The sequence below is a fragment of the Cohnella herbarum genome (genome assembly GCF_012849095.1).
Lineage (GTDB): Bacteria > Bacillota > Bacilli > Paenibacillales > Paenibacillaceae > Cohnella > Cohnella herbarum.
Genome location: NZ_CP051680.1, coordinates 7,347,443 through 7,368,321, shown reverse-complemented (window position 1 = coordinate 7,368,321; position 20,879 = coordinate 7,347,443). Strand labels below are relative to the sequence as shown.

Annotated in this window: 17 protein-coding genes; 1 reads left to right on the top strand and 16 read right to left on the bottom strand. The window is 51.9% G+C overall.

Features of this window, described 5'->3' with window-relative positions; genetic code table 11:
- Positions 1–71: 71 nt before the first annotated feature.
- The 13 genes from HH215_RS30915 to HH215_RS30855 form a co-directional block, all read right to left on the bottom strand.
- Positions 72–1,703 (bottom strand): ABC-F family ATP-binding cassette domain-containing protein, encoded by a 1,632-nt coding sequence (locus tag HH215_RS30915; protein WP_169283401.1) that lies wholly within the window; start codon positions 1,701–1,703, stop codon positions 72–74.
- Positions 1,700–2,680 (bottom strand): MBL fold metallo-hydrolase, encoded by a 981-nt coding sequence (locus HH215_RS30910; protein ID WP_169283400.1) that lies wholly within the window; start codon positions 2,678–2,680, stop codon positions 1,700–1,702. The genes HH215_RS30915 and HH215_RS30910 overlap by 4 nt, the downstream gene beginning before the upstream one ends.
- A 181-nt stretch (positions 2,681–2,861) precedes the next feature.
- Positions 2,862–3,740 carry a carbohydrate ABC transporter permease gene (locus tag HH215_RS30905; protein ID WP_169283399.1) on the bottom strand — a complete coding sequence of 293 codons (879 nt, stop codon included), beginning with the start codon at positions 3,738–3,740 and terminating at the stop codon, positions 2,862–2,864.
- A 15-nt stretch (positions 3,741–3,755) separates the two neighbouring features.
- A complete protein-coding gene (locus tag HH215_RS30900; RefSeq protein ID WP_254450625.1) occupies positions 3,756–4,640 on the bottom strand; it encodes an ABC transporter permease in 885 nt (294 codons plus the stop codon).
- A 117-nt stretch (positions 4,641–4,757) separates the two neighbouring features.
- Entirely contained in the window at positions 4,758–6,431 is a 1,674-nt protein-coding gene (locus HH215_RS30895) for an extracellular solute-binding protein (RefSeq protein WP_169283397.1), read from the bottom strand.
- Between the two features lie 18 nt (positions 6,432–6,449).
- Positions 6,450–7,253 (bottom strand): alpha/beta hydrolase family protein, encoded by an 804-nt coding sequence (locus HH215_RS30890; RefSeq protein WP_169283396.1) that lies wholly within the window; start codon positions 7,251–7,253, stop codon positions 6,450–6,452.
- 5 nt (positions 7,254–7,258) lie between these two features.
- A complete protein-coding gene (locus HH215_RS30885) occupies positions 7,259–8,119 on the bottom strand; it encodes a class II fructose-bisphosphate aldolase (protein ID WP_169283395.1) in 861 nt (286 codons plus the stop codon).
- A 14-nt stretch (positions 8,120–8,133) separates the two neighbouring features.
- Positions 8,134–9,564, bottom strand: a complete 1,431-nt coding sequence (locus HH215_RS30880; RefSeq protein WP_169283394.1) for a xylulokinase — start codon at positions 9,562–9,564, stop codon at positions 8,134–8,136.
- Complete coding sequence (locus HH215_RS30875) at positions 9,549–10,325, bottom strand: 6-phosphogluconolactonase (RefSeq protein WP_169283393.1); 777 nt, start codon at positions 10,323–10,325, stop codon at positions 9,549–9,551. The genes HH215_RS30880 and HH215_RS30875 overlap by 16 nt, the downstream gene beginning before the upstream one ends.
- Positions 10,326–10,333: 8 nt before the next feature.
- Positions 10,334–10,630 carry a Dabb family protein gene (locus HH215_RS30870; RefSeq protein WP_169283392.1) on the bottom strand — a complete coding sequence of 99 codons (297 nt, stop codon included), beginning with the start codon at positions 10,628–10,630 and terminating at the stop codon, positions 10,334–10,336.
- On the bottom strand, positions 10,623–11,492 hold the full coding sequence (locus tag HH215_RS30865) for a sugar phosphate isomerase/epimerase family protein (protein WP_169283391.1): 870 nt from the start codon (positions 11,490–11,492) through the stop codon (positions 10,623–10,625). The genes HH215_RS30870 and HH215_RS30865 overlap by 8 nt, the downstream gene beginning before the upstream one ends.
- 43 nt (positions 11,493–11,535) lie before the next feature.
- Complete coding sequence (locus tag HH215_RS30860; protein WP_169283390.1) at positions 11,536–12,579, bottom strand: Gfo/Idh/MocA family protein; 1,044 nt, start codon at positions 12,577–12,579, stop codon at positions 11,536–11,538.
- Positions 12,580–12,849: 270 nt separating this feature from the next.
- Positions 12,850–13,587, bottom strand: coding sequence for a GntR family transcriptional regulator (locus HH215_RS30855; protein ID WP_169283389.1), 738 nt, complete (start codon positions 13,585–13,587; stop codon positions 12,850–12,852).
- A 198-nt stretch (positions 13,588–13,785) separates the two neighbouring features.
- Between HH215_RS30855 and HH215_RS30850 the strand changes: the two genes are divergently transcribed.
- Positions 13,786–14,931 (top strand): virulence factor, encoded by a 1,146-nt coding sequence (locus HH215_RS30850; protein WP_169283388.1) that lies wholly within the window; start codon positions 13,786–13,788, stop codon positions 14,929–14,931.
- A 100-nt stretch (positions 14,932–15,031) separates the two neighbouring features.
- Here HH215_RS30850 and HH215_RS30845 read toward each other — a convergent pair whose 3' ends face one another.
- Genes HH215_RS30845 through HH215_RS36585 form a run of 3 tightly spaced genes read right to left on the bottom strand, consistent with a single transcriptional unit; the run spans position 15,032 to position 20,810 of the window.
- Positions 15,032–15,685: a response regulator gene (locus tag HH215_RS30845; protein WP_169283387.1), complete on the bottom strand. Its 654-nt coding sequence runs from the start codon at positions 15,683–15,685 to the stop codon at positions 15,032–15,034.
- Positions 15,682–20,415 (bottom strand): AAA family ATPase, encoded by a 4,734-nt coding sequence (locus tag HH215_RS30840; protein WP_254450279.1) that lies wholly within the window; start codon positions 20,413–20,415, stop codon positions 15,682–15,684. The genes HH215_RS30845 and HH215_RS30840 overlap by 4 nt, the downstream gene beginning before the upstream one ends.
- Positions 20,415–20,810, bottom strand: coding sequence for a hypothetical protein (locus HH215_RS36585; RefSeq protein ID WP_254450278.1), 396 nt, complete (start codon positions 20,808–20,810; stop codon positions 20,415–20,417). The genes HH215_RS30840 and HH215_RS36585 overlap by 1 nt, the downstream gene beginning before the upstream one ends.
- Positions 20,811–20,879: the final 69 nt, after the last annotated feature.

Sequence of the window (20,879 nt, the reverse complement as noted above, 5' to 3'; positions counted from 1 at the left end):
CCCCCTCGCGCCCCTTTGCCCCCGCGTTATCAAAAAACGCTTGCCGGGCTATCCCGGCAAGCGTCGCAATTTTATTTTCTGTCTTCTTCGGGAATCAGCTTCGCGCGAAGAGCCTGAACTTCCGGATGCTCCAAGTACTCGTCGAAGGTCATCATCCGGTCGATGATGCCGTTCGGCGTAATCTCGATAATCCGGTTAGCGATCGTCTGCATGAACTGATGGTCATGCGAGGTAAAGATGATCGGACCGTCGAAATCGATCAATCCGTTATTGAGCGCCGTGATGGACTCCAAGTCCAAGTGGTTCGTCGGCTCGTCGAGCAGCAACACGTTGCCGTTCGTCAGCATCATGCGGGAAAGCATGCAACGCACCTTTTCTCCCCCGGACAATACGGAACCCTTCTTTAATGCTTCGTCGCCCGAGAACAGCATCCGGCCAAGGAAGCCGCGGATGAACGATTCGTCCGGATCCTTGGTATATTGACGCAGCCATTCGACCAAGTTCAAGTCCACGCCGTCGAAATAAGCCGAGTTTTCTTTAGGGAAGTACGCTTTAGTCGCCGTTACGCCCCAAGTGATCGTACCTTCTTCGGGTTCTTTTTCACCTACGAGCATTTGGAACAGCAGCGTCTTGGCATGGCCGTAAGGACCGACCAACGCGATCTTGTCGCCTTTGTTGACGACGAAGTTAACTCCGTTCAGAACCTTCTCGCCTTCCAGCGTTGCCGATAGATTCTCGACCGTCACGACTTGCTTGCCTACCTCGCGCTCCGGCTTAAAGTTGATGAACGGGTACTTCCGGTTGGAAGGACGGATGTCGTCCAGAGAGATTTTATCCAATAGCTTCTTACGGCTGGTCGCTTGCTTCGCCTTGGATTTGTTCGCGGAGAACCGTTGAACGAATTCTTGCAATTCCTTGATCTTGTCTTCCTTCTTCTTGTTCTGGTCTCGCATGAGCCTCATCGCCAATTGGCTTGACTCGTACCAGAAGTCGTAGTTGCCTACGTACATTTGAATCTTGCCGTAATCGATGTCGGCGATATGCGTGCAGACTTGGTTCAAGAAGTGACGGTCATGGGATACGACGATTACGGTACCTTCGTAACGGGACAAGAAATCTTCCAACCAATTGATGGATTCGAGATCCAAGTGGTTGGTAGGCTCATCGAGCAACAGAATATTCGGGCTGCCGAACAAAGCTTGCGCGAGCAATACGCGAACTTTCTCGTTACCGCTAAGCTCCGCCATTTTCTTGTCATGAAGCTCGGTAGTAATGCCGAGACCGTTCAACATGCCGGCCGCTTCGCTTTCCGCTTCCCAGCCGTTCATCTCGGCGAATTCCGCTTCGAGCTCGCCCGCGCGCATGCCGTCCTCGTCGGAGAAATCCTCTTTCAAGTAAATGGCGTCCTTCTCTTTCATAACCTTGTACAGACGATCATGGCCCATAATAACCGTTTCAAGCACGTTGAACTCATCGTACTCGTAATGGTTCTGCTTAAGGACCGCAAAACGTTCGCCCGGGGTAATATGAACTTCGCCCGAGGAGGATTCCACTTCGCCGGACAGGATTTTCAGGAACGTGGATTTCCCCGCTCCGTTCGCGCCGATCAAACCGTAACAGTTGCCGGGCGTGAATTTGATGTTAACGTCTTCGAATAGGGGGCGCTTGCCGAAACGCAGGCTAACGCCGGATACGGTAATCATGAGTCTAATCCATCCTTTTCTTTTGGGGTTTCTGTTTCAAGACTATGGCTTTCAAAACGTAATGTTTCTCCATGTTGCAGCAGCAATAGCTTCTCTTCGGGGATGCCAAGCTGCACCCTTGCCGATTCCAACCGTTGCAATGCTTGCTCCGGAGTGTCGTCCGAAAGCTTAAATGCACCGTAATGCATGGGTACGAAATACTTTGCCTTGACGTCCAGAAAAGCCTGCATGGCTTCTTCAGGACTTACGTGCTGGGAGGCCATGAACCATTCCGGGTCATAAGCTCCGATAGGCAGCAAGGCAATATCGATATCGAACTTCCGTCCGATCTCGCTAAATCCGCGGAAATAGCCGCTATCCCCGGCAAAATAGATCGTCGGACCGTGATCGATCTGCAACACCCATCCGCCCCAATGCGACGTATTCATATCCCAAGGGTTGCGGCGAGTCCAATGCTGGGCGGGAACGAAAGTAAACTTTACGCCGTGGAATGAAATATCCTCCCACCAGTGCAGCTCCTGAGACTGAAGAAAACCTCGTAAAATGAGCTTTCTCCGCAAGCCTGCCGGAACGATCATTTTTTTCGGACCTCTGAGCCTACGCAGGGACGACATATGCAGATGGTCATAGTGGGCATGCGAGATCAGTACAACGTCGATCGATGGCATGTCCGATAATTCGACTCCCGGGGGAGACAGCCTTTTCTGAAACGCCATTCTCCTAGCCCAGACGGGATCGGTCACGATATTCAAACCTGCCATCTGTATGAGAAAAGTAGAGTGTCCGATCCATGTAATGGACGGTTCGCTACGGTTATGCTGCAGGAAACGCAGGTCAGGCGCCACGCAAGGAATGCACTTTCCGTATTCCTTGTTGCGCATTTTGCGCAACCGATCCTCACGCCAACGGTGCAATTGATCCATGGATGCTTTGCCCGCACCTACGGAATCCAAGTTGCCGAAGCGTCTTCTAAGCATGAAATCCCTCCGATGATGTGCTCATGTATACTATAGCAGGAAACTCCCGAATGTACCAAGGTTGACGATAAAAAGACTGCAATCATCACTTATTAATCGCTATAGAAAAACTTAAAACGCCATCGGCTCCATATTCCTCGGAGCCGATGGCGTTTTTATCGATGGACGGGACATTCGTAAGCTACTCCTTTACTCCGCCCAGAATGATCCCTTTGACAAAGAACCTTTGCAGGAAGGGATAAACGAACAGAATCGGAACGGCACCGATAATAATTTGCGATGCGCGCAAAGAGCGTTCGGAAATATTTTTCAGTTCGGATACGTCCATATTGATTTTCGTAAAGTCTTTCGCCACCACGATCGTTTGCAAGAAGGAGGACAGCGGATATTTTCGATAATCCGTCATATAGATCAAGCCGTCGAACCAGGAGTTCCAATGGTAAACCATCGAAAACAAAGAAAGCGTCGCGATAGCCGGCATAGACAACGGGATATAAATCGTAAATAACGTGCGGAATTGACCCGCTCCGTCGATCAGCGCCGCCTCTTCCAGCTCCTTCGGAATGGAACGGAAGAAATTGATCAGCAGAATGAGACTGAACACCGCAACCGCCCCGGGAAGAATGAGCGCGAACAACGAGTTCAACAGGCCGAGTTTCTGCACGACAATATACGAAGGGATCAGTCCGCCGCCGAACAGCATCGTAAACAAGAAATACCAAGCAAAAAACGTTCTCCCGCGATAAGGCTTATTATCTTTCGACAGGGCATACGCCGCCATCGCTATCAATATCATCGTAAGCGCGGTTCCAAGTACCGTACGCTGAATGGCTATCCAGATGGAGATGAGAAAGTTGTTGTTACCGAACGTTTTCGCGTAGGAACCGACCGTAAAGTCGACAGGCCAAAAATAAACAAGATTCGCGCTGGCCGCGGCTTTAGAGCTGAAGGAAACCGCCAGAATATGCAGCAGCGGGGCAATGCACAGCAATGCCAGCAAGCCGACGAACGTATAGTTGAACACCGTAAAAACGCGGTAGGAAACGGATTGGGTCTGCACGATAACGCCCCTTTCTTAGAAGATGCGGTATTTCCCGAAGCGGTAAGCCAGGTAGTAAGTGACGGCGATCAGAATAAAGCTGATGACCGATTTGAATAAGCCGACAGCCGCGCCGAAGCTGAAAGCACCGCCGACAAGACCGTTGCGGTATACGAATGTATCGATGACGTCGCCCTGCGAGTAGACTAGGGGATTGTACAAATTGAAAATTTGGTCAAATCCCGCATTTAAAATGTTGCCCAGCGACAGCGTGCCGACTACGACGACGACGGGCATAATCGACGGAATCGTCACGTACAGCGTTTGTTTCCACCGGTTCGCGCCATCAATGACAGCCGCTTCGTACAGAGAGGGATTGATACCGGCCAGAGCGGCCAAGTACACGATCGCCGAGAAGCCGAACTCTTTCCAAATATCCGTCACGATAACGGTGACCCTAAACCAGAAACCGTCGCCGAGGAAGAAAATCTCATCGACTCCGAATAAACCGAGAAATTGGTTGACGATGCCGCCTTTTACGGAGAGCACGTCGATCAGAATGCCGCCCAAAATAACCCAAGATAGAAAATAGGGCAAATAAACGAGGGTTTGCACCGTACGCTTGAAGAGCATATGGCGCACTTCATTGAGCAGCAGCGCGAACACGAACGGTACCGTAATCCCGGTAACGATCTTCATCGAGGAAATGACCAGCGTGTTGACGATAACTTGCCTGCTGTCCGGAAGCGTAAAGATTGCGCTGAAATTATCCCATCCGACCCACGCCGAGCCGGTGACGCCCTCCCACGGCTTAAAGTCCTGAAAGGCGATAACGATTCCGAACATCGGCAAATATTGAAAAATAAAAGTCACGATAAAGGCGGGAGCCAGCAGCGCATAAAAGGGCCAGGCCCGCTTCATGCTTAAACGGCTTCGCCGAGGCTTAGAATGGTTGACGACTTGTTCGCCCATGCTGCGTTCACTCCGTTTCGTGGAAGGCGGCAAAGCACGTCACTTGCTTCGCCGCCGACTTTGAATCTATTTGGCGTTTTTGCTCTCTTTGTACCAAGCGTTTACTTCTTCCGTAATCTTGTCGCCGCCGTTCGCTTTCCAATCCTTGACGAATTGATCGAAAGCATCCGCCTGCTTTTTGCCGTAAATAATGCTTGAGAACGTTTCACGCTGCATTTTGAGAAGGATTTCGTTCTGCTTGACCATCGTCTCCGTAGGGATAGTCGTAAACTTGTTATAGATCGCGTCCTTCATCTGGGAGTAAATGACTTTGCCGCCCTCGATGACGATCGGATCGTGGCCCGCCTGACGGATTTCCGCCGGCGTCTCCGGCGTTTTGCCGGTTGCGAGCCGGTTGTACACCTCGACGAGACCGCCCGGCACTTCCGGGAAGTCCGGCGTCAGCAAATATTTCTGCGCTTCGATAAAGCCTCCCGGAATTTTGCTTTGATCAAACGACGGCTTACCGTTCTCCATGATGTAATCGTAGCCTTCCGCCCAACCGTATTTGAAATCGGAGTTCGGATCATCGAACGCGAAGCCGTAAAGTTGATCGACATACTGCAGCATCTTGTCCATATGCTTGAAGTCTTTATTGAAGACGAGCGTAAACGAGATCGGAACCTGCCCCATGACGCCTCTCTTGCCGTCCGGACCGCTTGGCACGGGATAAGGCTTGTAGACGGCATTCGGATCGTTCTTCACAAGATCGCCTAGCGGCCAAAGCGGAGCCCACCAGGAAGCGAAGACAATACCCGACTTGCCTTGGATGAAGCTTTCCGTCGCCTTCGCCGCATCGTGAATAGCCGCTTCCCGGTCGATGTAGCCTTTGCTATACCATTCGTTCAGTTTCGCCAGTACGTCCTTCACCTTAGGATCGGTGTTACCGCTTCGCAAGGTGCCGTCTTCGGCTTCATGCCAGTAATCGGGGATTTGCGCTCCCATCGCACCCACCAGGAAGCTAGCATCGCTCATATGCGGCGTAATCCCATCCTTCAGAGATAAAGACATGCCAATCGTATCCTTCTTATTGTTGCCATCGGGATCTTGGTTCACGAAAGCGTCCATGACGCGTTCCATTTCTTCGATCGTCGTCGGTGCCGTCAGCTTGAGCTTGTCCAACCAGTCCTGGCGAATCCACATGACCGATATCGGCTCGCCCCCCGTAAAGAACGGCAGCGCGTATTTCTTGCCGTCGCGCGTAACGTAGTTCCATACTTCCGGGTGTTTGGCATACAGTTCCTTCATGCGCGGGGATGCATACTTCTCGAACGCCTCGGTAATATCCATCGACTTGCCGGCTTCGGCGAAATTGGCCACGATGTCTATATCCGAGGTGGCGAATACGTCCGGCATCTGTTCACCGGAAGCGAGAATCATGCGCAGCTTGGTCTTGTACGATTGGCTTTGATCCGTAATGATCCAGTTGTATTTGATATTCATTCCGAGCTTTTCCTTAGCCCATTTGGTATGCCAATTGTTTTCGATCGTTTCGCCGTTTTTGAATTGGGTATCTCCTCCTAATCCTCTCACGGTCGTAATGGTAACCTCTGCGTTTTGTTCGCCCGATCCGCTCGCCTGACCGCTCGAAGCAGAATTGCCGTTGTTCGATGAACAGCCGATGACCAGAGTCAAACAGAGCAAACCAATCAGAACCCCCGCTGCCTTTTTTCGCATCCTAAGCACTTGTCTCTTTTTCATTGATAACCCTCCCATTTGTTAGTTGCAGCCTTTCTCGGCCGAATCTATTTCCAAATGCTTGTGGAGCCACTCGCCTATTTTCGTGAAAAGAGCTTCTTTATACCTCATCCCGGAAAATGGATGGTCCGCGCCGTCTACGAGATATAGCTCGGCACCCATGGCAGCATAGGCGTAAGCGTTCTCAATCGGAACCTCGATATCGTTCGTTCCATGTATCGCAAGCACGGCGCTAGCGACTCGCTCCATTGCTGCGAGAGGATCCATCTCGCGCAAGCTTTCGATGAAGGGTCGTCCTACGGACCAGCCGAGCCAGTCCATCCAGCCGGTTCGCTCCAATTGATCCCAATGCCGCGACTGGAAAAAGGCGGGAAACACTTTGCTTGGATACGCAACCGGAGCAAGGAGAGACACCGCCCGAACTCCGGAATTCGTAGCGGCGATCTCGGCTGCGAACGTCCCGCCCAAGCTAAAGCCGACGATGCCGATCTTGCCGGGATCTACTTCGTCTTGCCGACAGAGAAGCTCGAGAACGGATGCTGCATCCTCTAATCCGCGGCTAAGAGTAAACTTAGCGAAGTCTCCGTCGCTTTCCCCAAGCCCCCGGTAATCGAAACGAACAACCGCATAACCTGCGCGGGCGAGACGATCCGCCAACTGAACGTGCATATTGTGCGGTCCGACCGCCGTATCCGCGAACCCGGGAATGACGAGAATCCCTGGAACGGGACTTGATTTGTCGCCGCGTACGGGAGCATGGAAGCGGCAACGAATCGTATCATCTCCGGCTTGGCACGCCAGTTCTTTTACTATTCTCGCCGGCAATCCGATCACGCCTTCCCGCCGCAGCCCCAAATTTCGATTTTGCGTTCAACCGACTGTTGCACGGCGGAACGCATGTCCGCTAACGCTTGGGTTATGCTGTTCGTCCCGGAATGCAAACTGAGTCGATTGCGTATGGAATCCACGGCCGCCTTGGAAAGCTCGGCGTAGAAATTGATTTTGCACATCCCGTTGCTGACCAATTGCCCGTACGTGTTTGCCGTTAGCCCCGAACCGCCATGAATGACAAGCGGTACGGAAATCCTATCGCGGATGGACCGCAATCGCTCGAAATCGATTCTCGGCTCCCCCTTCATCAATCCATGCACCGTCCCTACGGATACGGCAAGACAATCGACCCCGGTCGCCGTCGCGAAGGCGGCAGCTTGCTCGGCGTCCGTGTAGATCGGCTCTTCGCCAACTACCCTGGAGCTATGGTCTCCTTCATGTCCGGAAACGTAGCCAAGCTCTCCTTCCACGGACACCCCGACGGCATGCGCGACTTTCACGACCTCCCGCGTTTGGCGAATATTGTCCTCGAACGGAAGGTGGGCGGTATCGATCTGAATCCCCGTGTATCCAAGGCGAATGGCTTGGATCGCCATCTCGAGATCCGTTCCATGATCCAGATGAAGCGCGACGGGAATCGGAGCTTCCTCCGCTAATCTGACTAGGCTAGGTGCAAGCGATTTCATGTTCACATAATCAAAGTGAACGGCGGCAGTGCTTAATATGACCGGAGCTCGCCGTTGTACGGCTCCAGCGATTATCGCTTCGGCGAACTCCAGATTAATCAAGTCGAACGCGCCTACCGCATAGTTCTCTTGCCGTGCCCGAAGCAGCATGTCATTCATGTTTACGAGAGCCATTCGTCTCCTCCGTCCTATTTGAGTTGTTCCTCGATTCTATCGAACCGCATGTAAATTCCCTCGTATCTTTCTTTGTTCCTTAAATCCGGAAAATAAGAAATCAAGTCCGACGAAGCGGCTTTAGGCTCAAGATTTAGCATTCGCATAGCCGTCATTGCCGCTCCCAAGACGGTCGTATCCGGCGGGTCCACAGCTGAAACCGGCAGTCCGAATACATCCGCTTTGATTTGATTCCAAAGCCCACTTCTAGCTCCCCCGCCGCAAACGACGACTTCGCGAACGGCAGAGCCCGATCGTTCCAGCAACTCGATTCGCTGACGGAGAGCGAGCGCCACGCCTTCCAATACCGCTCTCGCCATATCCCCTTGCGTATGCCCGAGATGCAGTCCGATGAACCCGCCCGGCCGAGTCGGCACGTCGCGTTCTCCTCCGCCCAGATGGGGCAGGAACAACAAACCGTTCGCACCGGGTTCGATTTTATCCGCTTCGTTCATCAGCTCGGCGAGTGTCTTACCAAATAACTTCGCAAGCCAAGAGAGCGCAATCCCCGTCGTATTTAAGCCTACCTCGGCCAACCATTTGCCCTGCTCGAGGTAGGGATACGTATTGACCGCATACGATTCAACAGGCCGATCCACCGCAAGATGCAGGCATGTCGATGTGCCGCTTACATCGTATAACACGACCGGTTCGTCTTTTTGTATCGCATAGACGGCGCATAGGCTGTCCGCCGCCCCCATGGCAACGGGAATTCCCTCAGGTAACCCGGACAGTTTCGACGCTTCCGCGCTAAGCTTGCCGAGCATGCCGTTCGACGGGATAATCCGAGGCCAACTTAGCCTATCTAAGCCTAACCGTTCAAGCCAATCCCGCATCCAGTCCCCCGTTTCGATATCGTAAGCCAACGTGCAGGCGGCGTGAGTTGGATCGGTTGCCATCGTGCCGGTCAGAAACCAACCGACGGCATCTCGCGGCTGAACAACGACAGCCCCGTCGACTAAGCAATCCGGCCGATGCTCTTGCAGCCACATCAGCTTCGGAACGATATAAAACGGACTCGGAGCCTCCCCCGTTCTGCGATGCAGCTCCGCTCGGCCAAACTTCTCGATCAGCCGTTCGCTCTGGGTAATCGCGCGATTATCCTGATACAAAAGCGCGGTATGCCACATTTTACCGTCGGGATATTGCAGCGTAAACGTTGGGCATTGTCCCGTTAAACCGATCCCCTGCACTTCATTCGCTCGTCCGCCCAACTTAGCGGTTAGCGTTTGCAGTGACGCGAATAACGCCCTCCGCCAATCTTCCGGATTTTGCTCGACATAACCGGTGCCCGGATATGCGGTGTTCAGCTCCGTCCTGCCTTCTTCTAACGTCTCTCCCCGTTCGGTAAAAGCGACAGCTCTAATGCCCGAGGTTCCGATATCCACTCCTAAGAATATCGACATGCGATTTGTACCTTCCCTTCGAGAAAAGCTCCTTGACGTTCAACGATCAATTTCGCGGCTTCTTTGTCCGCTACAACCGTTACATTCGGGACGTTCTGCAAGTAAGAGGCAGGAACGTCGGCCGTTACCGGTCCCGTCAATGCCTGGAGCAGCGACTCCGCCTTCGATGCTCCGGACGCCATCAGCACAATATGCTTCGCCGCCAATATCGTCGCCAGGCCGATCGTCATTCCGTATTGCGGAACCGAATGATGCCAATATTGATAATTGTGGTCCAGTGTCTCGTTAGTCAGTGCTACGATACGCGACCGGGCGGCGGGCAACGATCCGGGCTCATTAAACCCGATGTGGCCATTGCGGCCGATTCCTTCGACGATCAGGTCGATCCCGCCGGCATTCCGTATCTCTTCATCAAACTGCTCGCAAACGAGCTGAGGCTCCATATCTTCTCCCCGCATGCGAATAATCCGGTCGGGAGCGATTCCGCATGGATGTATGAATACTCGGTTCAGCCAAGAAAAGAGACTGCGCTGATCTTCCGGAGGTACGCCTAAGTACTCTTCCGTCGAGATCACGCGGACTTCATTCAATAGAAGGTTTCCTGCACGGTATCGTTCGCATAAACGGCTATAAAGTCCGACCGGAGTATTACCGGTAGTTAATCCGAGCTTCAGCGATGGATTCGCCGTTATCGCGTCGGCGACAAGCTCCGTGGCGGCCTCACTCATCTCCTCGTAGTTATTGACAATGATCATTTTCATAGGCAACCTCAGTCTATAAGTCTGTAGTCGATCGTTAATCTATCCGTAGCAAGTGGGCGGAAGTAATCATCCGCGTAAGCGACATGTACCGGGTGATGCTTGTAACTCTCGATAACGCTTTCATCCGTAAAATCAATAGCCAGGCTATATCTATACCTCGCGTCTAAGTTAACCGAGATAGCGAAGGAAAAATGGATAACGCCGGGTATGGTCAGCAGTTGCTCCCGGCCTCGTTGAATAACTCGCATGCATTCTTCTTGCGTGGCGCCTGTTCGTATGTTAAACACGATTAGATGTCTAATCATCGTAGCCGCTCCTTCCTAAGCGCATTGTTGCGTCGATCCATTGCCGCCTTACGAACTCCCTCGATTCGGGAATACGTTCCTCCGTCAAATGCTCCAAAATAAGGGGACCGCTATACCCGCTACCTATCAACAACTCCATAAACAAGGGGTAGTCGATCTCGCCTTCTCCGGCGCCCAGCCATTGAAAATGGCCTTCCGGGTCCGGGCGGCAATCTTCGACATGAACGAGCCCGATATGAGGAGCGATATACCGGAACATGTCCGGTAAGAATGTTGCCTGTGTATTTAACGTGGACGCCGTCAACATGCCCGCCGGATCGGCAACAAGCTTCACGTTATTCATCGCCAACCGTCTTATGAATTCGTCCGCTCGTCGCGGAGAATGAACGACGTTCATCACGTATGGCTCGAAGCCGAGGTTAATGCCATGCTTGCCCGCTTCGACGGCGAGCGGTCGGATCGATTCGACCAATTGCTCCATCGCTTGCTCCGTTACGTTATCCGGGCTCCATTCCCACTCGTTCTTCGGATGGAAAGTGCCCGTCTCCGAGCAAAGCATCGAAGCGCCTATTCCTTCGCAGAGCCGCATGCTTCCGACAAATCGACGATGAATCGTCTTCCTGGCGTTCTCGTCCGGGTGAAGCAGGTTGCTGTACCCGGAAACGGCAGCGATTTCAATCCCAGCTTGCGCGAAAGCCGTCTTGATGCGATGGCAATGTTCTTTCGAAGGCCGATCGAAGTCTATGTCCAAACCCGGATAGGAACTAAGAACGACGCTTCGCAAATTCATTTCTCCGATGTTGAACGCAAGCTCTTCTATCGTTGCCGCGGAGATATATTCCGTGAATACGCCGAGATTCATTTCCTCTCTCCTCTACAGAAACCCATCCTGCTGAAACTTTGCTTTATTGTCCGGCAAGCGGAGCGAAGGAGGATTCGATCTCTACGCGCCGTCCGGTTTCCGCGGCTTCATGCGCCGCGTCCATGATCTCCATAACATGAACGGCATGCTCTCCGGTCATCAAGGGTTTCTTGCCCGTGGCAAGACATTCCGCTATATAGCTCGCCCCGCCATCCCATGCGTAATCCCCTTGATCCCGACATTCCGTCGTCCATATTCCGGTCGCTCCGTTGCATACGCGGACTCCGCGCGGATCCCAATCGAAGCCTTCCATCACCATTGCTCCGCCGGTTCCGATAATTTGAATCGTCCAATCCTCCGATTGGGCTCCGTAGACGAATCCGCTTTGCACAACGGAAAAAACGGCATTGCCATGATTCATTACGAGCGCGATATTGTCGTCCGCTTCGACCTTCACCGTCTCGCCTTCAATCGTGCGTTCCGGTATCGCGATGCCGGACATGGCCACGACGGATTTGGCCGGGCCCAACAATCCCGTAAGCGTCGTGACGTTGTATACTCCTAGGTCGAACAGGGAACCTCCGCCTTTCTTGTAAAACCACTGTCCCCAAGAAGGGCCGGTCGTTCCATAGATTCCATGGGCGGTAAACGGTTTGCCGATCGCCCCGGATGCAATCTTCTCGGACATATAGCGGAATGCCGGGGAAGCGGGTGAATTCGGAGCAGCCCATAAACCTAGACCGCGCTGCTTGGCAAAAGCAACCAATTCATGTGCGGATTTAATCTCGGTTGAGATCGGTTTTTCGACCCATACGTGTTTTCCCGCCTCCAAAGCAAGCCGACTATAGGGTTCGTGAAAAGGCATTGAGGTCAAATTGACGAGAAGATCGAACTCGACATCTCTTAGCAATTCTTCGTAATCACCGTAGTAACGATCGATTTCATACTTTTCGGCCAACGACTTCGCCCGTTCGATTTGATTGTCGCAGACGGCGACCACTTCGACGTAAGGGCTTTTTTTCATGTTCGGAATATAACAAGTTGCCACATTCCCGCATCCGACGACAGCTGCGCGCACTTTGCTCATGGAATCCCCTCCATTTTGTTTTTCTCATAAATTCGTCCAGACAGAAACCGGTAATAACAGCCAAAACAAAATTGGTCCGGACAATTCATATGGTTGTCCGTATGAATTTAATATACATCAGTACACCTAGGTGTGACTACCCTTCTTTTAAAAATATTTTTTTATTTTAGCGTGAACGAAAAAGAAACCTTCGGAAGTAACCTCCAAAGGTTTCTTTAAGGATCGAGCGCATTCCTCGAATCTTCAAATCGCAACAATCGACGCCGCATTTTAGACTCGAAACAATTCGACGAAATATCTGCATCGATCGCCGCGAACGACCGACTGAGACAGCTCCACGCGGACATCCTTGTCCATGTAGCCGATCCTTTCAATATATAAAGCCGGGGCTCCGACGGGGACCTCCAGCATTTTCGAATGAAAGTCGTCCACGAGGATAGGCTCGAAATAGTCGACGACGTGGTCCATCTTAATCTCGTACTTTTCCTCGAACAAGGAGTACAAAGACTTGTGGTTCTGTACTTCCTCCTGCGTCAGACGGCTGAAGAGGTTATACGGAACGAAGGTCGTTTCGAGCATGATCAACTCATCGTCCACTAACCTTAGACGGACAAGCTTGATGACCAACTCGCCATCCGCAAGATTGAGCTTTTCCTTAACCGCAGGCTTCGGAAGCACGATCTCGAACTCGATGACGCGCGATTCCGGATTCGACCCCCGTTCGATCATGTCCTGAGAGAAGCTGTACAGGTTACGCAGCTTCGTCTCGATTCTCGGTCTATTTACGAAAGTTCCTCGTCCCTGCTGTCTGACCAACAGTCCTTGATGCACCAAATCCGTAACCGCCTGACGGACCGTTGCCCTACTGACCGCATACTGCTCGGAAAGCATCGATTCCGGGGGGATCGGCTGCCCCGGCTGCAATTTGCCTGTACGGATGTCTTCTGCTATTATTTCTTTTATTTGCACGTAAAGTGGGATTTTGCTATCCGTTTGAAGCTTCTCCATAAGATTAGATTAGACCTCCTTATCTCTCAAGGCATCCACTTATACGGATGTCCGGCCATTTGATTGTAGCATTTCGTAAAATAAAATGAAATATGGTAACTCCTGTGAATGTGAATAAAGTATTGCATCGCGCTTCTTTGGCAAAATAGTCGGAATTAAGGTATTGTGGAGTAAACAGAAGAAAGCGAGGGGTATTCCATGAAATTATTATCCATCGAGCCTACCCCAAGTCCAAATACGATGAAGCTGAACGTGGACGTCAGGCTCGATCCAGGCGTTCAGTTGAATTACGGCAAAGACTCCAAGACGCCCGCAACGCCTCTGATCGCGAAGCTGTTAGCAGTTCCCGGCGTGAAGGCGATCTTCCATACTTCCGATTTCTTGGCGCTGGATCGCAAGGGCAATGCGGATTGGGCAGCGATATTGGATGGCGTGAAACAAGTATTCGGTGTCGCGGATAACGGATCGCTGACCTTGTCCGCGGCGGATACGGAAGGATTCGGAGAGGCGCATGTCCGCGTCCAAATGTTCCGCGGCATTCCGATGCAGCTCCGGGTGCGCAGCGGCGGTCAAGAATATCGGGCGGCGATGCCCGAACGATTTTCTCAAGCCGTAAGCGAGGCGGCGGGATCCACGATGATTCGCGAACGCATGTTGGAAGATCTCGGCGTACGCTATGGCGAACCGCAAGAGGTGTTGGACGAAGTTCAACGCGAGCTTGAGGCGGCGTATTCCGCGGCGAGGCTGCGCGACTTGGTCGAGCAAGCGAAAGCCGCAGGGCCGGAAGCGGCGCCTCCGGTTCCGCCTGCTCCGCTAACCGGTGAACAGGTGCTGCAAGCGCTGGACTCTCAAGATTGGCGCGAGCGTTACGCGGCGTTGGAGCGGTTGAAGCCGACGCCGGAAGAGATTTCCGTCGTCGCTCGCGCGCTCAGGGACAGCCAGATGTCGGTACGAAGACTGGCGGTCGTTTACTTGGGAGACCTACGTACGCCGGAGTCGTTCCCGCTCTTGTTCGAAGCGCTTAAGGATTCATCGGGAGCCGTTCGCCGAACCGCAGGCGATACTTTATCCGATATCGGCGATCCGATCGCGATCGGACCGATGATCGAAGCGTTGGAGGATTCCAACAAGCTCGTCCGTTGGCGCGCCGCGCGGTTCCTCTACGAGGCCGGCGACGATACCGCATTGGAAGCGCTGCGCCGGACGACGGCTAGCGAAAGCGAGTTCGAGGTAAAGCTGCAAGCGGAAATGGCGGTCGCCCGCATTGAGAACGGCGAAGAAGCCGCGGGTTCCGTATGGCAGCAGATGACGCGAATGAGGGAGCAGGAACGCGAAGGCAACTAAGACATAACCGCTGAATCTAAGAGATGGTCATCGAGTACAAGAGCATTCTGTACTTGACGGCCATCTCTTTATTGCTTATCCCTAATCCGGCCTCCCGTATTCAAAGAAGAGCTTGAAGGCGAATGATCGCCTGCGCTCGGTCGACGACCTCCAGTTTGCCATACAGACTGCTAATATAGTTCCGAACCGTGCCCTCCGCGATGTGCAGAATGTCGGCGATCTCCCGGTTATTCATCCCGCGTAAAATTAAGTTGGCGAGTTCCTCTTCCCGCTCGGTCAGTTTAATTCCCGCAACGCTTGATTTGTGCCAAAGCTCGTAATCCCCCGCGAGCTGGCTCATTCTCGCCGCGAGTTTGGCCCCTACGGCGGCAGGAAGAACGAACTGGCCGGCGACCGAGTCGCGAATCGAAGCGATCATTTTATCCCCATCCATATCCTTGAGCATGTAGCCGCTAGCTCCGCTCGCCATCGCTTCAACGATGTAATCCGTGTCGATGAACGTGGTCAGGATTAAGATTCTCGTATCGGGACAATTCAGTATGATCCGCTTCAATGCAGCAATACCGTCCATTACCGGCATCTGGATATCGAGTAAGACGAGACTAGGTTGGTGCGCTTCTGCCAACTCGCAAGCTTCCTCTCCGTTCTTGGCTACGCCGATCACTTCCATGTCGTCTTCCAAGTCCAGAATCGTTCGAAGGCCTTCCCTCGTCAGCATTTGATCATCGGCAATAACAAGCGAAATCCTCTTCATTTTCTATCCCCCGTCCTACGTATCGGATACGGCAAATCGATGTGCAAATGAAAGCCTCCGCCCACCCCGGAATCGATCGTAAGATCTCCTCCCAATTGCTCGACCCTATCCTTCATGGCCCTTAGGCCGAACCCCAATTCGATCGCGTCCGCGCTCTTACCGAAATTCGCGAGTCTGAATTGAATAGACGCTCCGACAAGGACCAATTCGAAATGAAACTCCGATGCGCCGCCATGCTTTATCCCGTTGGTCAAACCTTCTTGCAACGCATGATAGAGCATTTTCTTATGCGCGGTCGTGAGTTCCGGCAAATCTTGAACGGTCGATCGCACGATCACTCCCGCATTTCGCTCCGTATCCCGAATAAGCTGGTTCATCATCAAAGCGACATTGTTGTATTTGTCCTCCTTCAACATATGAACGGAACCGCGAATTTCGGTGAGGCTGTGCCGAACGAGATCCTGCGCTTCGTTCAGACGCTGAGCTGCGCCTTCCGCGTCCTTATTCATCAACCGCTTCCCCGCTTCGATCTGAATAACCGTAGAAGTGAGCGTATGTCCGACGATGTCGTGGATTTCTTGGGCGATCCGATTCCGTTCCTCATAGACGGACGCCTCAGCCAATGCCGCCGACGTCTCGAGCATCGAGCGTTCCAGGCTCCGCGTCCGTTCCTCCACCTGATTTTCCAAGCTATTCTTAAGCTTCTGAATTCCCGTGAACAGCTTCGCATTCGCGATTGAGATGGCGCATTGCGCCGCGAGCAGCTTCAAGACGTCCAACCGCTCCGACGTGAAAACGTTGGGCGATAGCTTATTCTCCAAATAGAGCATGCAAATCAGCTTATTCTGGTGAATAATCGGTAAGCAGAGAATGGATTTGATCCCGTTGTTCCTCACATAAGAGTTATGGACAAACATCCCTTCTTTCGCGGCATTGTGCAGAACGACTTCTTCTCTCGTTCTGATCGTGTATCCGACAATAGCCGCAGGCATCAAGTCAAATTGTTCGCTCGGGATGGATTCGACCGGTATGGACCCGATATTAAGCTTCTCCGCCGTTCCGTACACTTCGACCGCCCAGCCGCTATCTTGCTCGAACAAGAGCGCTCCGAATTCCGCCCCCGAATTATGAAGCATCATGCGCATCATCGTGTCCAGTAAGTTACCCATTTCCATTTCGCCGGACATCGCTTGCGCAGACCGGGCTACCGACAAGTAATCCATGCGATCTATTCCGGACTCCCGCTTAATATTCAAAAGCTGTCCATATTGTTGCTCCATATCGACCGCTTTCACCTTGGCTCCCCATTGAAGATACGCTTCATAGGCCTCCGTCAAATAAATTTTCGCCAGATGCAGATTGCCTTGACGAAGGCCGTATTTCCCGCAGCATTCCGCTGCTATGGCTACATCATGAATTAAACCGTAAGTTCGAGCCGTTTCGATCGATTGGACGTACAATCGTTCGGCTTGACGGTTATTCTTCTTCAGCCGGGCCATTTCGGCTTGAATGAGCAAGTATTTATGCAGATAGTTTTCGGGGCAGCGCTTGGCATATGCGCCGATGATTTTCAGAGCTTTGCGCATGCTTGACCAGCACGCCCTTTGCTCCTTGGAGGGAAGCTCCTCGTAGAGCTGCGCGCAGACGAGCGCCTCGTAGGTGCATTGATGTGTATGGGCAACGTCCTCTCTCGAACGCGATGAGATAATCGCAGCGGATTTCTTCAAAGCCTCATTCGCTTCTTGATATCGGCCAAAAATATACCCAGGGATATATTGATAGCCACAGACCATTTCCTCAATTAATCGAGTGTTATCGCCATGAACCGAATCGCTAAAAACCGGCTTGAGAACGTCCTCGATCGGGAATGGATCTCCGGGTGCGCGATAGCCCGTAAGCCTTACACAGGTTGCGACTAATACGATCGCCTGCTTCCATAATAACTCGTTGTTATGTCGCCGAAGGTCTCCGTAATACGCAAGCAACCGTTCGTAAATCTCCCTAAGCGGACGCCCGAACTGAAACATTGTACCGCAACTGATCAATACGCTCTGATTGCCTTGCCACAGATCGCCCGACTCCAATCCGACTTTGCCCGCACGTTCGATGAACAAGTCAAGCAATTCCGGCTTATATTTCCGCCAGCTATCATTACACAGGGAGAACGCCGTAAGCGTCTTAACGTGCAATGTCGGATACGGTCTGGATAGATCATAAGCGAGCATGCCCCATTTGAATGCCTCCACAAGACGTTTGAAGGTAAAGCACTGGTACATTGCATATCCGACAAAACCGATCGAAGCTTCAGGAGTCATCCCCTCATCCAGCGTCATCTCCACCATCATGAACGCCGCTGCGAGCCACCCCTTCTTATCGGTGAAGAACCAAGCATTACTTGCGTGAACCAAAGTGGACATCGCTACCTTGCTTACTTCATTACTCATGGGGGGCAAGAGGGAAATCGATTCGATCGTATGCTTTCGAAGCTTGCGGTTCAACCGAAACCCTTGACGTAGCAGTTGAACCGACTGACGATGAAGCTTGATGTTCAATAAATCCAATGCTTTAAGTCCCAAGGAGATGACTTCAGCGTAATTATCTTGGCTGGCTTCTCCTTGAATCATCAAATTATAGACAAGCGCCTTGTCCATATTGGAATTCGCTTTCGTCAACAACAACCGAAACAGCTCGCTTGCCTTTTCGAAATTCGAACATAGAAATTCAAGCTCCGCCCGTTCTCTGTATATGCGAAAAGCAAGCGTGTATTCCGTTCTCCAATCGACGTCGGCGAGCAGCGCCATTGCGCGACGCATATATTCTAGAGCCGTCTCGTACGCGGTTGATTGCTTGGCAGTTATTCCCGCCAATAGATTCAATTGTGCCAATTCTTGTTTTTGTTCCTGAAGTTCAAGCCTATGCCATGCCCGATTTAAATGGTTAACCGCTTCGAACTCGTTAACGTCTCCGACCAATCTCATACGCTGTGCCAACGATGTTCCTATTCGCATATGAAGATCGGAGCGTTCCGGCTCATCGATCAATTCGTAAGCTGCCTGCTGAATCCGGTCATGTTGAAACCGGTACAGCCCTGTGACCTCGCTGACGACTTGCAACAACCCTTCACGTACGGCTTGATCCAAAATTTCCGATAATTGCTCCGCGGAGTGTTCGACAAAAGGGAGCAGACTCTCCAATGTAAACGGACTCCCTAAAAATGCCGCTCGACTTAGTGCCATAGCGATGGGAGAAGGGAGATGCTTAAGCTTCCCCGAGATGTAAGCAGCGGCATTATCGGCAACGTTAGTTTCCGCTATACGCAGTAAATCCCATTTCCATCTACCGCTGAATTCATCGAATGCAACCAGTTTGGACTCGAATAAATCTTTGAGAATCTGCTTAAGAAACAGAGGATTTCCGTCTGTTTTCTGCAGCAGTACCGTGACAAAATCATCAGTATTCCCACTGATATCGCGCATGGCTTCGCCCAGCATTTTCTTCAAATCCTCAGCCACGAGTGGGTTCAGATGGATACGGCTCATCGTTGCGCCTCGCTCCGTCAATCGAGTCTCCATATGGCTGAAAGCATTCTGCACCCTGAATCCCTCATCCCGATAAGCCGCGACGACAAGCAGATGTTTCGTCTCCCAGTCTTCCAACAAATGAGCCAAATACTGAAGCGAAGCTTCGTCCGCCCACTGAAGATCGTCGAGAAATAGAATAAGAGGCCGTTCCCTTAAAGCGAAAAGCTGGAAAAATCGATTTAGAACGAGATGGAACTGACGTTGAGCATCGAGTGGAGGTAACGGCTGCACGGAAGGTTGCGGTCCGATCAACAATTCCAGCTTAGGAACCCGTTCGATCAGAATTTGAGCATGTCCCTCTAATGCGGCTAAAATACGCAGTTTCCATACTTCGATCTGTAATTTACTTTCCGACAACAATCGACCAACCAATTCGCTAATCGCCTGAATCCATACGTCGTAAGGAGAAACAGCCCGATGGGAATCGATTTTGCCTTTCGCAAACACCCCACCGTTAAGCACCTGTTGACTAAGTGTTTCCATGACGAAGAAGGTTTTTCCGATTCCGCCGCTGCCGATGACCTCGACTAATTCTACCTTCCCTTCCGACGCGCGTTTCAACGCATCGAGAAGGCGCGCTTGCTCCGCGCTTCGACCGTACAACAACGGAGGAAGGGTCAACCGATTCGAAATATCCCGAGTAGCCAGCGTGAACGGTTCTACCTTTCCCGTTCTCTCCAATTGAGATAGACAGGTTTCCAAGTCCGACTTGAGCCCGTACGCGCTTGAATATCTATCATCGGGGCTCTTCTCCATACATTTGCCTATAATATCGGACACGATTCTAGGAATCGAGACAAGCTTATCGTGAAGCGGCTGAGGCACGATCGCAAGATGATGATAGACGATGTTCAACACATCTTTGAGCTCGAACGGCAAGCTGCCGCACAGCCATTCATATAGCGTAACGCCAAGCGAATAGATATCCGATCGGTAGTCCGGAGTCAATCCAGTCCTACCTGTCTGCTCGGGCGATATATAAGGCAGAACAAAATCAGAACGGTCTGTTAGGGAAGAAAGAGGGCTCTTCGCCGAGCCATGAGAGCATAATCGAATATCAAGGAATCTAGCTTCGAAGGTGTCGGGGTTAACGAGAATATGACGAGGCGTAATCTCATGAAGCATAACTTTCTCCCTATGAATTTGCATTAGACTGTCGACTGCACAAATGGCGATACGAAGAAACTCGCGCAGTTCCAATTCAGCCCCCGCGCGTTTATGATTTGTTCGAGCGTATAACCCCCGATATCTTGGAGAAGCAATACCGGACGCCCCGCTACATTTTCTAGGCTATACGCTTCTAACGCTCCCTTACCGCACAGCTTTCTGAGCATCTCGTACTCATGGCGAAAGGCCGCAGCCAGTTGCTCGTTCGAATAAGCATCGCGCGTCGTCTTGGCAATGACGTTCAGACCATCCTCGTATCGCTGCAACCGGAACAAGCTGATATTTTCTTGGCTTCCAAGATTCTCTATCCTACGATAACCCTGCAATTCAAACATGACGTCAAGCTCCCCGGTTGCATCGATTGTCGGATCTCTCATGATACCGTCCTTTCCGCCTATTATATCATCGGTTCTAGCAAAATTGATCCTTGAAAAGAAGAGGTTATT